15 protein-coding genes are annotated in these 15,182 nt (G+C 49.4%); 1 reads left to right on the plus strand and 14 read right to left on the minus strand.

What is annotated here, in order from left to right:
* Positions 1-162: 162 nt before the first annotated feature.
* The 4 genes from NBZ79_RS11240 to NBZ79_RS11255 form a co-directional block, all read right to left on the minus strand.
* Positions 163-714 (minus strand): DUF4402 domain-containing protein, encoded by a 552-nt coding sequence (locus NBZ79_RS11240; RefSeq protein WP_251932521.1) that lies wholly within the window; start codon positions 712-714, stop codon positions 163-165.
* A 67-nt stretch (positions 715-781) separates the two neighbouring features.
* Positions 782-1,360, minus strand: coding sequence for a DUF4402 domain-containing protein (locus tag NBZ79_RS11245; protein WP_251932522.1), 579 nt, complete (start codon positions 1,358-1,360; stop codon positions 782-784).
* 250 nt (positions 1,361-1,610) lie between these two features.
* Positions 1,611-2,177 (minus strand): DUF4402 domain-containing protein, encoded by a 567-nt coding sequence (locus tag NBZ79_RS11250; RefSeq protein WP_251932523.1) that lies wholly within the window; start codon positions 2,175-2,177, stop codon positions 1,611-1,613.
* Positions 2,178-2,427: 250 nt separating this feature from the next.
* Positions 2,428-2,802, minus strand: coding sequence for a DUF4402 domain-containing protein (locus tag NBZ79_RS11255; protein ID WP_251932524.1), 375 nt, complete (start codon positions 2,800-2,802; stop codon positions 2,428-2,430).
* A gap of 19 nt (positions 2,803-2,821) precedes the next feature.
* On the opposite strand from NBZ79_RS11255, the gene NBZ79_RS11260 reads away from it, so the two are divergent.
* Positions 2,822-3,220 (plus strand): hypothetical protein, encoded by a 399-nt coding sequence (locus NBZ79_RS11260; protein WP_251932525.1) that lies wholly within the window; start codon positions 2,822-2,824, stop codon positions 3,218-3,220.
* A 31-nt stretch (positions 3,221-3,251) separates the two neighbouring features.
* Here the strand turns inward: NBZ79_RS11260 and NBZ79_RS11265 are convergent, their stop codons facing one another.
* The 10 genes from NBZ79_RS11265 to NBZ79_RS11310 all read right to left on the minus strand — a co-directional run bounded on the left by NBZ79_RS11265 (position 3,252) and on the right by NBZ79_RS11310 (position 14,986).
* Positions 3,252-3,494, minus strand: a complete 243-nt coding sequence (locus tag NBZ79_RS11265) for a hypothetical protein (RefSeq protein WP_251932526.1) — start codon at positions 3,492-3,494, stop codon at positions 3,252-3,254.
* Positions 3,495-3,534: 40 nt separating this feature from the next.
* Positions 3,535-4,074 carry a DUF4402 domain-containing protein gene (locus NBZ79_RS11270; protein ID WP_251932527.1) on the minus strand — a complete coding sequence of 180 codons (540 nt, stop codon included), beginning with the start codon at positions 4,072-4,074 and terminating at the stop codon, positions 3,535-3,537.
* Positions 4,075-4,460: 386 nt separating this feature from the next.
* Positions 4,461-4,754, minus strand: coding sequence for a hypothetical protein (locus NBZ79_RS11275; RefSeq protein WP_251932528.1), 294 nt, complete (start codon positions 4,752-4,754; stop codon positions 4,461-4,463).
* Between the two features lie 164 nt (positions 4,755-4,918).
* Positions 4,919-5,470 carry a DUF4402 domain-containing protein gene (locus NBZ79_RS11280; protein WP_251932529.1) on the minus strand — a complete coding sequence of 184 codons (552 nt, stop codon included), beginning with the start codon at positions 5,468-5,470 and terminating at the stop codon, positions 4,919-4,921.
* Between the two features lie 266 nt (positions 5,471-5,736).
* Positions 5,737-6,279, minus strand: coding sequence for a DUF4402 domain-containing protein (locus NBZ79_RS11285; RefSeq protein WP_251932530.1), 543 nt, complete (start codon positions 6,277-6,279; stop codon positions 5,737-5,739).
* 349 nt (positions 6,280-6,628) lie between these two features.
* A complete protein-coding gene (locus NBZ79_RS11290; protein ID WP_251932531.1) occupies positions 6,629-6,976 on the minus strand; it encodes a DUF4402 domain-containing protein in 348 nt (115 codons plus the stop codon).
* Complete coding sequence (locus NBZ79_RS11295) at positions 6,969-7,478, minus strand: DUF4402 domain-containing protein (RefSeq protein ID WP_251932532.1); 510 nt, start codon at positions 7,476-7,478, stop codon at positions 6,969-6,971. The genes NBZ79_RS11290 and NBZ79_RS11295 overlap by 8 nt, the downstream gene beginning before the upstream one ends.
* Before the next feature lie 506 nt (positions 7,479-7,984).
* On the minus strand, positions 7,985-8,500 hold the full coding sequence (locus tag NBZ79_RS11300) for a DUF4402 domain-containing protein (RefSeq protein ID WP_251932533.1): 516 nt from the start codon (positions 8,498-8,500) through the stop codon (positions 7,985-7,987).
* A gap of 234 nt (positions 8,501-8,734) precedes the next feature.
* Positions 8,735-9,244, minus strand: a complete 510-nt coding sequence (locus NBZ79_RS11305; RefSeq protein ID WP_251932534.1) for a DUF4402 domain-containing protein — start codon at positions 9,242-9,244, stop codon at positions 8,735-8,737.
* Between the two features lie 531 nt (positions 9,245-9,775).
* Positions 9,776-14,986, minus strand: coding sequence for an RHS repeat-associated core domain-containing protein (locus NBZ79_RS11310; RefSeq protein ID WP_251932535.1), 5,211 nt, complete (start codon positions 14,984-14,986; stop codon positions 9,776-9,778).
* Positions 14,987-15,182 lie beyond the last annotated feature (196 nt).

The raw sequence follows: 15,182 nt of genomic DNA on the forward strand, positions 1-15,182 counted from the left end.
GAACAGGTATGATGCCGCCATTCCGCCTTGCAGGAACGGAGAGATATTGTTGTCAAATCAGTCTGCCCTGCAATTCTACGATATTGCCGGCCAAAACTTCACAAATGCAATGTAACGGTATGTAACAGATTGTCAGAAAGGGCGGGATTTGCGGATTTACAGCTAAGGGTAATTGGCCGTAACAGTGTAGGATCCCGTGTAAGTGCCAAGTGCCGGCTTACCTGAATACTCAAGCTCTATCCCGGTTGTTATAATTAGCACGCCATTACTGTCCAAGGTACCCTCATCACTGAATGGAGTACGATACATTTCTCTAATCTTCAGAATATCTCCCTTCCCATTACTGAGATTTGCTCCTTTCTCCACGCTAAAGGTAACAGTTGCGCCTGGGGTACCGGTGATCTTGATTTCGCCCAATTGACGCGTTCCAATTTTGGGACGGGCACTATAATTGAGTTCGTCGCTATACTCAAATTTTGCCAAGTGGCCACTACTACTACTATAAAAAGCTAGTGTATCGAAGCCGCCCACGCCATCAAGGACCACCCCTCCGAGATTCATTTTGGTTATCTCTTCAATTCCTAACGATTTCAGCAGTTTTATGGCGACGGGATTATCCGTTGCCTCTCCCGCCAGAGCGGAGGCGCCAAATCCCAGGCTGAGTATCAGAAGTCCGCAAACCCGGATAGGATATTTTCTAGCCCAGCTTTTCAAATAGAGTTCCTTTATGAGTCCCCTTCCTTTCCTTTTGAAAAACTGCCACTGCTCATTTATTCTACAGCTAAGGGTAATTGACCGTAACAGTGTAGGTTCCCGTGTAAGCGCCAAGTGTCGGCGTACCTGAATACGAAATTTCTATCCCGGTTAGTAATGTTAGCATGCCGTTGCTGTCCAATCTATGCGGACCGGATCTACCAATTTGAATTCCTCTAATTTTCATATTAGTTGTCCCATTACTGAGAGTTCCTCCCACCATGCTTAAGTTAACAATTTCACTTGGGGTACCGGTGATCAAGATTTCGCCCCTTTGAGTCGCTGAAGTAGTGGGAGGGATAGTAGCATTGATATCTTCGTCATACTCAACTAAACCCAATCGGCCATTAGACTGATATAAGATTAGTGTATCAAAGCGGCCCCAGTCGACAACAGGACTGTACACCCCTCCGAGATTCATTTTGGTTATCTCTTTAATTCCTAACGATTTCAGCAGTTTTATGGCGACGGGATTATCCGTTGCCTCCTCCGCCAGGGCGGAGGTCGCAAACCCGAGGATGGCAGTTGCAAGCCCCAGGCCAATGACGGCATATGCGCATATTATAGGTAACGATTTTAAAGATTTCATTTCAGGTAAAGATTTCATCCCTATACTTTTCCTTGAGAGTTTAAGTGACATTTCGCCTGCCTCTGACATCCGATCCCACCCCGGATGTTAAATCCGGACCCGGCCGCAGCCGGTAATCCCGTGTAAGCCGCAACGCCATCTTCACATCAAACCACCCTGAAATATTGAGCCAATCGGCTATATGGAACTGTAATATTCCCGGCCAGATGGCACCCATTATTCGGACAGATGACGATACCCTGTTCATTAGGAACCATGTCACAGCCCCCTATGAATAGTTCGCTACTACGGTATAGGTACCGTCGGTGTAAATTCCGTTTGCAGCAAGCGCGGGAATTATCAGTGTCACTCCTACATTAATCGTTAATTCTCCATTGTCGTTCAGGGCCGGGTTGGCACCTGCATTATGCTTAAAGTCAGTCATTTCCATCGTGTAGTTGACATTGCCAACGGTAAGGGTTGGACCAGAGACCCCCTCTATGGATATGGAAATGTCCTGATTTTTGCTACCGGTGATCTCGAATTCCCCTGCCACCACGTTGCCAGTTGCCGTTACCCCGCTGCTAGTGGCCACAGTGACTTCACCGTCAGGCGACATTGTGACTTCCCTATCATAATTTACTCGAAGCGCTACCGTCCCAAAGTTCATTCTGATTTTCTCGGTAATATCGATCGGCGCCATGAACGCCATCGAGACAGTCCCTGTTATCGGATTATCGGCCAAGGCCGAGGTCGCAAACCCGAGGCTGGCAATTGCAAGCCCCAGGCCAATGACGGCATATCCACGTATTTTAGGTAGTGATTTTAAAGATTTCATTTCAGATAAAGATCTCATCCCTTTACTTTTCCTTGAGAAATTAAGTGACATTTCGCCTGCCTCTGACATCCGACCCCTCTTCGGATGTTAAACCCGGACCCGGCCGCAGCCGGTAATCCTGTGTAAGCCGCAACGCCATCTTCGCATCAAACCATCCTGAAATATTGAGCCAATCGGCTATATGGAACTGTAATATTCCCGGCCAGGTGGCCCCCATTATTCGGACAGATGACGATATCCTGTTCATTTGGAACCATGTCACAGCCCCTTACGGATAGTTCGCTGTTACGTCATAGATACCGCCCCTGTACTCACCGACAGATCCGGCTGGTATACGCAACTGCAGTCCAACTTTTAACATAAATTCTCCATTGGCTTCCAGAAACCCTCTTGGGCCATTTAAATCCATGTTAAGATTAGTCATTGTCAGCGTGGCACCGCTGTCATTTGACGGGTCCTCACCCGCCGCTATCGATATGTCAACGGACCGGTTTGCGGCGCCGGTGATCTTGAATTCCCCTGCCGCCGGCAACCCGGTTGACGTCATCTGTGAACCACTATCGATGTCAGAGATGACACCATCATAACCGATTGAAATCAATCTGTTTTTACTTGTATCCAGGGACACCGTACCAAAGTTCATTCTGACTTCCTCGGTAACCGTGACCGGCGACATTAACTTCACCGATACGACCGATGCCTCCTCTTCGGCCGAGGCCGGGTTCCCTTTCCTGATCAAGGCTGGATTCCCTCTTCTGACCAAAGTTGAGGCTGGGCTTGAGGTTGGGATTGAGGTTGAGGCTGAGGCTGGGCTTGAGGTTGAGGCTGGGGTTGAGGCTGGGGTTGAGGTCTCTGCGGCCAAGGCGGAGGTGGCAAGCCCCAGGCCAATGGCGGCATATGCACATAGTTCCGGTAATGATTTTAAAGATTTCAATTCAGGTAAAGATTTCATCCCTATGGTTTTCCTTGAGACCTTAATCAACATTTCACCTGCCCCCGATACATTATCTCGCAAAATTCACAGCTATATGTTCCCGCCGAGCCGCAGTCGAGCTCTTTAAAGTTTGCCGAACGTGGTTATGCTGAACATCGTTATACTGAAAAGCTGAACCTCCTTGCGATCTGGTCGTTGCGATCTGGCGCGGCCGGCCCTTCAGCAGTTCGGTATTTCCGCCTGCATTTGACAACCGGGCCCTCTCCCCGGGTGTTAAATCCGGCGCCGGCCGCATCCGGTAATTCTGCGTGAACAGCAAATTCACTATCACCCAAAACCGCGTTAAACTGGAGATACATCAGTTGGTTATATGTAACCGCAGTATCTCCAGCCAGGAGCATCCTTCATTCAAACAAATGACGATGCCATATTCACAGCCCCCTAATTATAGTTCGCTTCTACGGTATAGGTACCGTTTGAGTACACACCAGTTGGAGCATTAGCAGGTACCACCAAATCCATTCCGACAATAATATCCAATTCACCACTGGAATTCAGGGCCGGGGCGGCAGGAACATTAGTTTGTATATTCTGGAGTGTCAGTTCAGTATCAACAGAGTTGACTGTCAGTGTCGGGTTCGCCGTCGGCGTTACATCTATGGTAAGTCCCTGGCTTGGGGTGCCGGTGATTTTGAATGCCCCTGATGTTATGCTCCCGGTTGCCACAATTATACCAGTTGTTGTAATATCGACTGCATCCGCGAGGCCCAATTGAATTGTTCCTCCAGTTGTTGTATCCATCGCTATCGTTCCAAAGCTCGCTGGGGCTGTTTGGTTAATAATGATCGTTTCCAATATTGTCGCCGAGACCCCCGCTATAAGCGATGTCGCCGAGGCCGAAGTTGCTAATCCGAGGCCAGCAGTTGCAAGCCCCAGGCCAATGGCTGCATATGCACATTTTTTAGATAAAATTTTCATCATCAATCTTAATCCTTATGTTGTTCAAGTATTTAAAATCCCGTCGGTCCCCGGTACAAAATCCTGCTTCCGTAAAAATCCCCGCCATCCCAAAAAGCAATTCTTTAGAATTCAATACCCCGAGGTGATTTAAAATGCAGAATTTCAATGTTTAAAATCCGGTTACGCGAAATAATTTAGTCTGCTCAATCAGCGTGTTATAAAAACAGCACGTTGTAAAAAAACATATAGGATATTCCCGGCCAGAATAACATCAATGCGATGTAACGAAATGTAACGAAGTGTACTAAGCCGGATTTAACGGGCTTGGGGCTATGTATAATTTACTGTTACTGAATAGGTACCGCCGGCATAGACACCGGCTGGCGTCCCAGCAGGCACGTGAAGGATCATATCAATTCACCTGTTAAACTTCCCGCACTGTCTAGCTTGAGAGAGCGTGACTGAAAGCCGCCAAATAGCGTCGGCCATATATCCAGCACATGTTCGTTGGTCGTCATATTTGTTGGGAGCGTTACCTTGATGGTACGAGCCTCAACCTCTGCGTTCGGGCTACCGGAGATCCTGAACGCCCCTGCCTGCGAATTTCCATATGACGCAAATGTCGGATCACGTGAAATATGAGCAAGGCCGACAGGGGCAGAAAGCCCACTTATTCCATTTACACTGGTATCAATGAGCAACTCGCCCAAATCCACCGGGGTTAATTGCTCAATTATCAGCGGTTTCAGCAGTTTTATGGCGACGGGATTATCCGTCGCCTCCCCCGCCCAGGCTGAGTATCAAAAACCCGCACATCCGGACGGCTGACGATATCCTGTTCACAGGATGCCATGTTCACAGCCCCCTATCGATAGTTCGCTGTTACGGTATAGGTACCGTCCGTGAACTCACCAGTAGCACCAGCTGGCACACGCAAACCCATTCCTACATTAAACGTTGCTACTCCATTGCTGTCCAGGGTCAGTGTGGTACCTCCCCAAGGATAAAAAAACTCTATTGCCAGCTCACCGTCGCCATTTGACGGGTTATCACCCGCCGCAAACGTTATGTCAACTTGCTCTCCAACGGTGCCGCCGGTGATCTTGATTTCCCCTGCCGTTGGCGACCCAATTACTATGGGGTCGCGACCAAAATCGGCGGCACGGACCACACCGTTGGTGGTGATTGCAATTATTGTAGAATCGGGCACAGGAATCACCTTTCCAAAGTTCATTTTGACCTCCTCGGTAAGAGTTAAGGGCGTCACTAACTTCACCGATACGGGCCCTTCACCCTCCTCCGCCATGGCGGAGGTCGCAAACCCGAGGCTGGCAGCTGCAAGCCCCAGGCCAATGACGGCATATGCGCACATTATAGGTAACGATTTTAAAGATTTCATTTCAGGTAAATATCTCATCCCTTTACTTTTCCTTGAGAAATTAAGTGACATTTCCTTAAGTGACATTTCGCCTGCCTCTGACACCCGCCCCCTCTTCGGGTGTTAAATCCAGACCTGGCCGCAGTCGGTAATCCTGTGTAAGCCGCAACGCCATCTTCACATCAAACCACCCTGAAATATTAAGTCAATCGGTTAAATGTAACTGTGATATTCCCGGCCAGGTGGCGCCCTTTATTCGGACGGATGACGATATCCTGTTCACAGGATGCCATGTTCACAGCCCCCTATTGATAGTTCGCTGTTACGGTATAGGTACCGTCCGTGAACTCACCTCTAACCCCGACAGGTATAAGTATTTCCATTCCAACATAAAACGTTAATTCTCCATTGCCGTCAAAATTCGTAGTGAAATTGATACCTTCTTCACTTCTAGGAACCCCCGTACTCAGCATGACACCGTCGGCATTTGTCGGGCCCGAGTTCACATCTCCCGCTAACAATATGTCAATTGCCTGGTTTGCGGTGCCGGTAACCTTGATTTCCCCTGTTACTGCCGGTCTAATTGTCACGAATGTTGCAGCAGTGCTGGCAATAAAATCACCTGCGGGGCTGAGGGTAACGGTTCCATCGCCCCCCCCGTGTCCTTCAAAAAGAAACGCTCCAAAGTCCAATTCGCGTACCTCTTCAATAGTGACCGGCGTCACTAACGTCACCGATATGGGCCCATCGCGCTCCTCCGCCAGGGCGGAGGTCGCAAACCCGAGGCTGGCAGCTGCAAGCCCCAGGCCAATGACGGCATATCCACGTATTTTAGGGAAATTTTTCACTATCAATCTGTATCCTTATGCTATTCAAATGTTTAAAATCCCGTCGGTCATGGCCACAAAATCCTGCTTCAGTAAAAATCCCCGCCATCCCAAAAAGCAATTCTCTAAAATTCAATATCCCGAGGTGATTTAAAATGCAGAATTTCAATGTTCAAAATTCAATGTTCAAAATCCAATGTTCAAAATCCGGTTACGGCCGGTTACGGGAAATAATTCAGTCTCTCTAAATTCAGCCTGCTCAATCAGCGCTTTGTAATAAAATATAGGAGATGCCCGGCCAGAGCAGCATAAATACAACGTAACGAAATGTAATAAGCTGCCGGAAAGGACGAAATTCAACGGCTTGGGGCTATTGATAACCTACTGTTATGGTATAGGTACCGGTATAGGTACCAGGCGCCTGCCCTACGTATGTGTGAAGGACTCCCCCAGTTATAAACATAAATTCGCCCTCATCATCCAACAGGTGAGGAGGGGAATTAAAATGTCGTACAGTTTCGAAAGTCAGACTGTCTCCGTCAGTATTTGTTATGTCTATAGCCGGTCCGAAATCAAGGGAAATCTCTGCATTCGGGCGGCCGGTGATCTTGATCTCCCCTGCATGCGGTGGTGTTCCATATAACGCATATGGTCCAGGAGGAACAACAGCAAAATCGCCGGGACAGCCTTCGGGAAAGTGCGGGCTATGGCTAGTCATACTCGATCGTTACCGTGTAGGTTCCACCGGTGAAATTACCAGTTGCGCCGCTTGGATACTGGAGCAAAATCCCGCTTTTTATATTTAACACCCCGTCGTCATCCAGGGTATCCCCGTTACTAAAAGATGCATAGATTCCAGCAATTGTCATTTCAACCTTTGCCTCATTCAAGGGGTTGGTCCTTTCCTCCATGGTAATGGTAACCCTTGATTTCGGGATACCGGTGATCTTAAACACCCCCGGCTGCGGCGTTCCATATGATGTTGCGCCGAGCAGGGTGAAGCCGTCATCAAAATTATCACCGACTTGAAAAATAATATAGTTGTTGCCACCGTTATCCACAATCAGCTCGCCCAAATCCATTGCGGTGGTTTCTTCAATGGTTAGCGGTTTTACCAGGTTTATGGCGACAGGATTATCCGTTGCCTCCCCCGCCAGAGCGGAGGTAACAACGCCAAGGCCAATTACGGCAAGCCCGCAAGCCTTCAAATAGCGTTTCATATTCAGTCCTTTTATGGGCAACCTTCCCCTCCATGTGCCCCGTTATGTCCAACTATGGCCCGTTATGCCCCGTTGTGGTCCGTTTACTTCCCCTGTTCACACTCTGTTTCTGAGTTGCTTTTGATCTGCAACAGGCCAAGGCGACCTGCCGTCAATCTGCCTTCGGATTCCGGAGTCCCCTCGCCCCAGTGCCTCGAGCCCCCAGTGCCTCAAGCCCTCTGTGCCTCGAGCCCCCAGTGCCTCAAGCCCTCTGTGCCTCGAGCCCATTGTGCCTCGAGCCCTCTGTGCCTCGAGCCCATTGTGCAGGCAGGCTTTACGAGCTCCTTAACGTACATTTGGAAGCCGGATGCAATTGTAATTCGGGTAAAATTTACAGTAAGTCAGCAGGCAATATGTAGCTGCCGCTTCTGCTATTGAAAGTAGCTCTTTCCGCCTTAAAAAACCACGAATGCAATGTAACGAAATGTATTGAACTGCCGGAAAGGACGAAATTCAACGGCTTGGGGCTATGTATAATTTGCTGTTATTAAATAGGTGCCGGTATAGGTACCAGGTGCCTGCCCCACGGAGGTGCGAAGGACTCCCCCAGTTATAAACATAAATTCGCCCTCACCATCCAACAGGTGAGGAGGGGATTTAAAATGTCGTACAGTTTCGAAAGTCAGACTGTCTCCGTCAGTATTTGTTATGTCTATTGCCGGTCCGAAATCAAGGGAAATCGAAATCTCTGCATTCGGGCGGCCGGTGATCTTGATCACCCCTGTATGCGGTGGTGTTCCATATAACGCATATGGTCCAGGAGGAAGAACAGCAAAATCGCCGGTATCAGTAACAGCAACGAATCTTTCTATACTGGTATCAAGGAACATCGTGCCGAAATTAAGTGGGGTGATTTCTTCAAGGGTGAGCGGTTCCAGCAGTTCTATGGCGACAGGATTATCCGTTGCCTCCCCCGCCCGGGCGAAGGTAACCATTCCAAGGCCAATTGCGGCAAGCCCGCAAGCCCTAAAAAAGCGTTTCATATTCACTCCTTTTATGAGCATTTATTATGAGCATTTTTTGAGTACTTCAGGTATGCACACTCTCTCTTCTCTCTGCCCCTCTTCTCTCTGTGGCTCGCGAATATTCGTTAAGTGACGTCAGCCCTTTATGTGATTATGTGGCTTTCCCTGCCACAAATAATATAATTGCATTGTAACGTATTGTAATGACCCCGAAATCGCCGAGGCTGCCTTCAGGAAAATGCAGGGCCTTGGCTATTCATACTCGATCGTTACCGTGTAGGTTCCACCGGTGAAATTACCAGTTGCGCCGCTTGGATACTGGAGCAAAATCCCGCTTTTTATATTTAACACCCCGTCTTTATTCAGGGTATTCCCGTTACTAAAAGATCCATAAACTCCGGCAATTGTCAATTCAACCTTTGCCTCATTCCTGGGATTGGTCCCTTCCTTCATGGTAATGGTAACCCTTGATTTCGGGATACCGGTGATCTTAAATACCCCCGGCTGCGGCGTTCCATATGATGTCGCGCCGTGCAGGGTGAAGCCGCCGGGAAGTTCATCACCGACTTCAAGATAAATATAGTTGTCGGGATTGTTGCCCACAATCAGCTCGCCCAAATCCATTGCGGTGGTTTGTTGAACGGTTAGCAGTTTTACCAGGTTTATGGCGACAGGGTTATCCGTTGCCTCCTCCGCCAGAGCGGCGCTAACAACTCCAAGGCCAATAGCGGCAAGCCCGCAAGCCTTCAAATAGCGTTTCATATTCGGTCCTTTTATGGGCAACCTTCCTCTCCATGTGGCCCGTTATGCCCCTATACCTGATGTGTTCCGTTTACTTCCCCTGTTCACACTCTGTTTCTGAGTTGCTTTTGATCTGCAACAGGCCAAGGTGACCTGCTGTCAATCTGCGTTCGGATTCCGGAGTCCCCTCGCCCCAGTGCCTCGAGGCTTTTGTGCCTCGAGCCCTTTGTGCAGGCAGGCTTTACGCGCTCCTTAAAATACAGTAGGAAGCCGGATGCAGTTGTAATTTGGGTAAAAATTTACAGTAAGTCAGCAGGCGATACGTAGCTGCCGCTTCTGCTACTAAAAATAGCTCTTTCCGACTGAAAAAACAATATATGCAATGTAACGAAATGTAATGACCCCGAAATCGCCGAGGCTGCCTTCAGGGAAGTGCGGGGCCAATAAACGCGTGCCGCATCCCCCAAAATAAAAAGGGTCCGGCACATCTGCACCGGACCCGTAAAAATGCTCCCCGGATATTCCCGGACAGAAAATCTGTATGCAAACCGGTTAGACGGTTTTATCTGTATCCTCCTCACCGCTCGCGCCATCTTCATCGTCGGTATCCTCCTTTTTATTTCCCCTCAAGGGGGCATATTGCGTGCCAGACGGTGCGGGAGAGGCCACAGGAATATTGCCAACGGCGTCATCCCCATCGCTATCCTCAATGCCGGGCTGGTCCGGTGCAGCATTGGGTCCGCCCTCCAGATCCGTCAATTCGACAACTATATTCCGGTCTGCAACCTGCAAGGCCTGGGTAGGCCCCCCGACCACCAGGTCAACCTCTTCCTCTTTATTGTCGTTGCCTCCGGCGCTGGTGGCAACTGCCCGGTTGGGTAAGTGCAGATCAGCATCCTCATATCCGCCCCGGGAGGGGTCGTTATCGCCGTTGTTACCGGTGGGGGCTGTCAGACAGTCAGGCCGCCGCCAGCAGCAAAGGGGCAAAGCCGCCCCCGTTTTGATATTTGCTTCGCGTTTCGGCTTGAAACAGAGGGACCAGCAATCCTTGCCGTTTGAGCCCGAGAGCGCGGGGAGAAGCGCCCAGATAACATTCGGCTTCGCCATCAGCGGCACCATGGCAAGCTCCATCAGAATAAATTCCAGCTTGATCGTGAAAAGCTCCGTCCAGGAAAGTTCCTTGAGATAATAAACAACAACGAAGCCGTCAAAGACGTGAAAGGCATTCATGCCGATAAAGATTACCAGGGCATTGCTTACCTGCCGCATCGTGATGGAACTGGTGCACAGGCTACTGGATCCAAACAACAATGCGAATACAAGAGCAATGATTTCGGCCCCAAATCCCCCGACAGTTCCCCGCAACACAAGGTTTTGCCACCCATTATCCTGCTTTTTCCATGTATTGGTGACGGACAGGATCATGATGGCCATGTTTGAGGCGCCGATGAATGTTCCGGATACAATACGAAGGCAGCTCATCCCACAGGCATTCAAGGGGTATTCCGTGCCCTGACAGATATCGGCGCAGCAAATACGTTTCAGGCAGGGGCGTTTCTTCTTGTTCAATGTATTGAACAGTGCCGGAATACCCGGAAGAAATCCGAACCAGAGGATGATCGTTCCCGCCCAGCGGAGCGCATAGGAAAGGCTGGTATCGCCGGCAAATTGCGGTTTGTAGTAGGTCATGGCGATGGGGATGGTCACCAGGCTTATGAGAATAATTGAAAATGCAGCAACGAGCCCGCGCATTTTTCGGCCCATATTGTCCTGAAACCTGGTTTTTATTTGCGTGCAATGTTGATTGCAGGCCCCGTTATCATCGAAAAAATTTACTGGATCCGACGGATAGGCGTAAGGATCCGTGCTAGCGTCTTGGGGATCGGGCGATATAAACCGGCGCAATTCCGTTGAATAATAACGGGCGCCGGCAAAATACAGGCCGGTCTCGATATCAAGCTTCATTCCGGCAAATGTCACCGTAAAATTAAAGCTGCCGGTTGTGTTTTCTGCGTCAATAGCCCCATATGTATCAAACATGACAGCCGCGGTTTTAGCGCCCTTTTCATCGGTTGCCAGCAAACTGCTGCCAAGATCATCGAGATGGATATAGACGTCTCCGGCGGTATGAATTCCCTGCGCCTGTAACGGCTCGGGAATAGATGCGGGCGGTGAAACGGCACTTGTTTCGAAGGATTTAAACAGCGGCTTGTCCGCCGTCTTGTCCTCTGCAAGGGTAAATTCAGCGAACACACCAAAAACACCGATGGCTTTCACCGTTCGCAAAACCATTCCGTCCGGTTTTCGCGTAACAGTATAGTCCGGGCTGACCTCGATATGCACGGTGCCGTCAGGGGACGCCTTGATAAAACGGTGCCCGGCAATATCCGTTACATACGCCACCGTCGATGTCTTGTCATCACCGGTGCCGGACGACTGGGCAAGGTTCCCAAACGCATCGAACAGCAAGTCAACCCTCCGGCTTTCTGTTGCCAGGGTACGGATGTTGCCATTCCGGTCAAAGGTTGCTTCCAAGGGATCATCGCCGGTAACCTTCGTGACCTGATACCCGGTTTTATTGGTTTCAAAGGCTGTAATATTGTTGTTGACCGCAACGCTTTGAAGGTTTTCGGAAGGGCCGAATTTATACTCTCTCAATCCGGCATCGGCAGGCGCCAGATCGGAGACCAGCTTTCCCCGGTGATCGTAATTGAAGGCCTGCCGGGAGATCATATCCCCCTCCATGCGGGCCGACCGCGCCAGCTTGGCAGTGTTCAGTGATCCGTTTGTTGCGTATCCAAGAGACAGGTACGGCTTCGTATTTTTTCTGGCTGTGTTGGCAACCGTAAAATTGGCTATGTTGCCGAATTTGTCGTAGTTGCGATATTCCGTGACACCATTTCCATAGCGGGTGACGATGGGACGGCCATGGGAATCATGCCCGTCAAAATGCGCGATCGGTTTATCTGTACCCGCCCAGGAGATCCTGCGGGTTATGCCCATGGCGTCATGGTCAAACTGCAAGGACCGGCCGCAGGGAAAATGCCTCCGGGATACGAACCCGTCGGGTGTCAGGCTGGAGCGTACTGTTTCGATGTAATCCTCGCCGAGTGTGAGGGTACGCTCAATTTCCTGTCCGGTCGGGGCAAATCTGAGGGCCGTCCGCCAGCCATCCGGATGTGACAGGACATATCCCGTACTTCTGTTTTGTGCATCGGCAATATAGGCAATGCCATAGGTTTTCTTTTTACCGTCCAGCCCGGTATGTGTGGTGGCGGTTGGCCGGCCCAACCAGTCAAAATCCGTGTCGAAGACCTCCCCGTTCTTGACTTCGCGGGAAATCAGAAGGGTTGGGTCCGACATGCAGGTTGAGGTGCCTGTGACGGGATTATTCTCCTCGATACAAATATCCTGCGCATTCCATTTATATGTGCAGCTTTGGCCGAGCGGATCAATTTTTTCGGTGATCCGGCCAAGGACGTCGTAGGAATATCTGGTGGGCTTGGAATCAGACTGGTTATGGGTTTCAACAACCCCCTTCGGGTTCTCCAGCTCGCTTGACAGGGACAGCAGCTCGCCATTTTTCGCCAATGTTGTCGTGGTAACTTCAATCTGGTCCTTTTCCTGCCGTTCCCACGCTGTCCGAACCAGGGTTCCATCGGGCCTCTTTTCCTCAAACACCCGTCCGAAATCATCAAAACAGGTCTCAAGCCACAGGATCCTGGATTTCTTGAGGCCCTGGATCCTGACCGACAGGTTTTCCGGGCTGGCTTTAAGCTCCAACGGTGTGCTTGTCATGTTTCTCACCGCACAGGAAGAATATCCGTGGCAGATCAATTGCCAGGTTTTCCTGTCCAGTTGCATGGCTTCGATGACGGGACGGAACATGTCATCGACATAACACCGGCTTTCGTAACTAACGCCGGGGGCATTTCCTGCCCTGATTGATTTGATGCAAAAGAGTTTCAGGACCTTATCAAAACCCGTTTCAGTTTTTGCCAGGCAGACGAGCTTTTCCTGATCGGGTTTTGACCAATCCTGGGGGGCGCTTGGATCAAACCCGTATTGCGCGATCCTTTCGCCAAAAGCATCATATGCTTGCGCGGTCACATTTCCCTCCGCGGTTACAGCCCGGACGGGAAGGCCGTATCTGAGGTCGGTTTCCAGGCTTTCCGTTTGCGTTTGCTTTCCGTCAGCTGAGGTGAATACAGATTTGAACCGGCTGAAATCGTCCGAATAGGAATGCTCGATCGTCAAGCCATTGCGGCCCACATGCCTTTTCGGCAGACCATAGTCTCCCAATTCGCTGATTTTCTTGTTGGAATAGGTTGTGCCCTCAACAAGGGTTTGATGGGAAATGGCCTTAATTTTACCCTTTGTGTCGAAATTATAAGTATAGGTGTCGTCTTTCAGCAAAGGGCTGTTTTCAGTGACCATATCGCCATTGGACGTATCGAAAAGCGCCGTTCTTTTCGGCAGGCGCAAATGCAGGTTTCCGATGACGGGCCCCTTCTGAACAGTATAGACGGCCGTTGTTTCCGGCGTCTGGACCTCTTTGATATTTCCTTCTTCATCATATTTGTTGAGGGTCACAACGGTGCTCATCAGGGCCCCTTCAAAAAAGCTTTTAGCAGTTGTCCGGAATAGGAGCGGAACCCCGATAATGTGATCGATATATTCATAAGTCGTTTTGCCCGACAGGTAATGATAGGTTGTTTTCGAAGGTTCAGCGCCGTAAACCGCTAATGCGGTCTCCTGTTCACCGCGCCCCTGTGCTTGAGCCTTGCAAATCATGCCCTCTTCTATCAGGACGGCAATCCTTTGTTTTGTAAGGTTATATCTGTAATACTCGCCGCTTCCCTCTGCCCTGTCCCAGATCACAACATCGCGTGCGTATCTGGTCCCGTTTCTTGAGACCATAAAGCCGCTGGCATTTACAATCCTTTCGTAGATGCTCTGTTTACCGGACAGGCCATTGACGATAATTGTGGATGTATCAACGATGCCCAGAGTGCCGGATTTGGACTGGTAGGTTGTCTTGAAACGCAGGCCCGTTGTCTCGATCAACTCCGTCAGCATATTTTTAGTAGCCGTTGTATTGCCCCAAATAAACTCGACGGGATTTTTGGAAATAATGTCTGATGGGTTCTTTGCATCGGTAGCAGAGGTTTGGATAAACCGGACGGTGCCTTTCTCGTGCATTAAAGTATATTTGCGAACGGGTATATCATTCCGCTTGGTTATGATTTCCGATAAGCATCCACTCACTCCGTCTGCGTATGTGAATTCTATTGATGCAAATTGATTTTTGGCGGTTCCGTAAGAAATATTTACAGGCCGATTACTGTCATCATATTCGTACTTGATACAGTTTCCATAGGCATCTTCAGATTGAATAGCAACATATACTTCTCGTTCTGATACTATGTTGGTACTCTTTTCGAAATCCGTTTTATTTCCCTCATGATCAAATGATCTCAAGCCCCAGAGCGACGTTTTTTCAGCAATAATCAAGTGATCCTCAACGAAATAATTGCCGCTCCCATCGGAAAGAGCCTGTGGAATACCTTCAATCTGCCACCCCGGCCCGATATAAGATGCCACTTCAGTTTTCCCGCTGGAATAAGAAAGGGAAAAGGCTGGCTGCATCTCTCGAACACCGGGAACTGCCTCAATTTCCAAAATATAATTGGATGAACCATCATATTTACTGATAAAAAAACTACCGGCTGGCTTACTTACAACTAGTTTGTCTTTATTCATGATGTCTTCTTCTTTGTCGGATGAAAATGTCTATTGACGAGCACTTGCCTAAGGACGTGGAAAACTGGGGCCTGTGCCAAAAAACTCGATTTTTACAACAACTAGTCGTTTCGTATTTATTCCGGAAATGCTTCTGACTTCACAACGACTAGCCAATAAAATGGCCTTGTAGTAAGATCCGATCCAATTGGACGGG

The organism is Sneathiella marina (assembly GCF_023746535.1).
GTDB lineage: Bacteria > Pseudomonadota > Alphaproteobacteria > Sneathiellales > Sneathiellaceae > Sneathiella > Sneathiella marina.

What these genes read in the sequence shown, in the direction of transcription:
- NBZ79_RS11305 (WP_251932534.1), bottom strand. Translation starts at nt 9,244, where the DNA reads ATGAAACGCTATTTGAAGGCTTGCGGGCTTGCCGCTATTGGCCTTGGA.
- NBZ79_RS11255 (WP_251932524.1), bottom strand. Translation starts at nt 2,802, where the DNA reads ATGAACTTTGGTACGGTGTCCCTGGATACAAGTAAAAACAGATTGATT.
- NBZ79_RS11295 (WP_251932532.1), bottom strand. Translation starts at nt 7,478, where the DNA reads ATGAAACGCTATTTGAAGGCTTGCGGGCTTGCCGTAATTGGCCTTGGC.
- NBZ79_RS11300 (WP_251932533.1), bottom strand. Translation starts at nt 8,500, where the DNA reads ATGAAACGCTTTTTTAGGGCTTGCGGGCTTGCCGCAATTGGCCTTGGA.
- NBZ79_RS11250 (WP_251932523.1), bottom strand. Translation starts at nt 2,177, where the DNA reads ATGAGATCTTTATCTGAAATGAAATCTTTAAAATCACTACCTAAAATA.
- NBZ79_RS11280 (WP_251932529.1), bottom strand. Translation starts at nt 5,470, where the DNA reads ATGAGATATTTACCTGAAATGAAATCTTTAAAATCGTTACCTATAATG.
- NBZ79_RS11310 (WP_251932535.1), bottom strand. Translation starts at nt 14,986, where the DNA reads ATGAATAAAGACAAACTAGTTGTAAGTAAGCCAGCCGGTAGTTTTTTT.
- NBZ79_RS11265 (WP_251932526.1), bottom strand. Translation starts at nt 3,494, where the DNA reads ATGCTCCTGGCTGGAGATACTGCGGTTACATATAACCAACTGATGTAT.
- NBZ79_RS11270 (WP_251932527.1), bottom strand. Translation starts at nt 4,074, where the DNA reads ATGATGAAAATTTTATCTAAAAAATGTGCATATGCAGCCATTGGCCTG.
- NBZ79_RS11290 (WP_251932531.1), bottom strand. Translation starts at nt 6,976, where the DNA reads ATGACTAGCCATAGCCCGCACTTTCCCGAAGGCTGTCCCGGCGATTTT.
- NBZ79_RS11245 (WP_251932522.1), bottom strand. Translation starts at nt 1,360, where the DNA reads ATGAAATCTTTACCTGAAATGAAATCTTTAAAATCGTTACCTATAATA.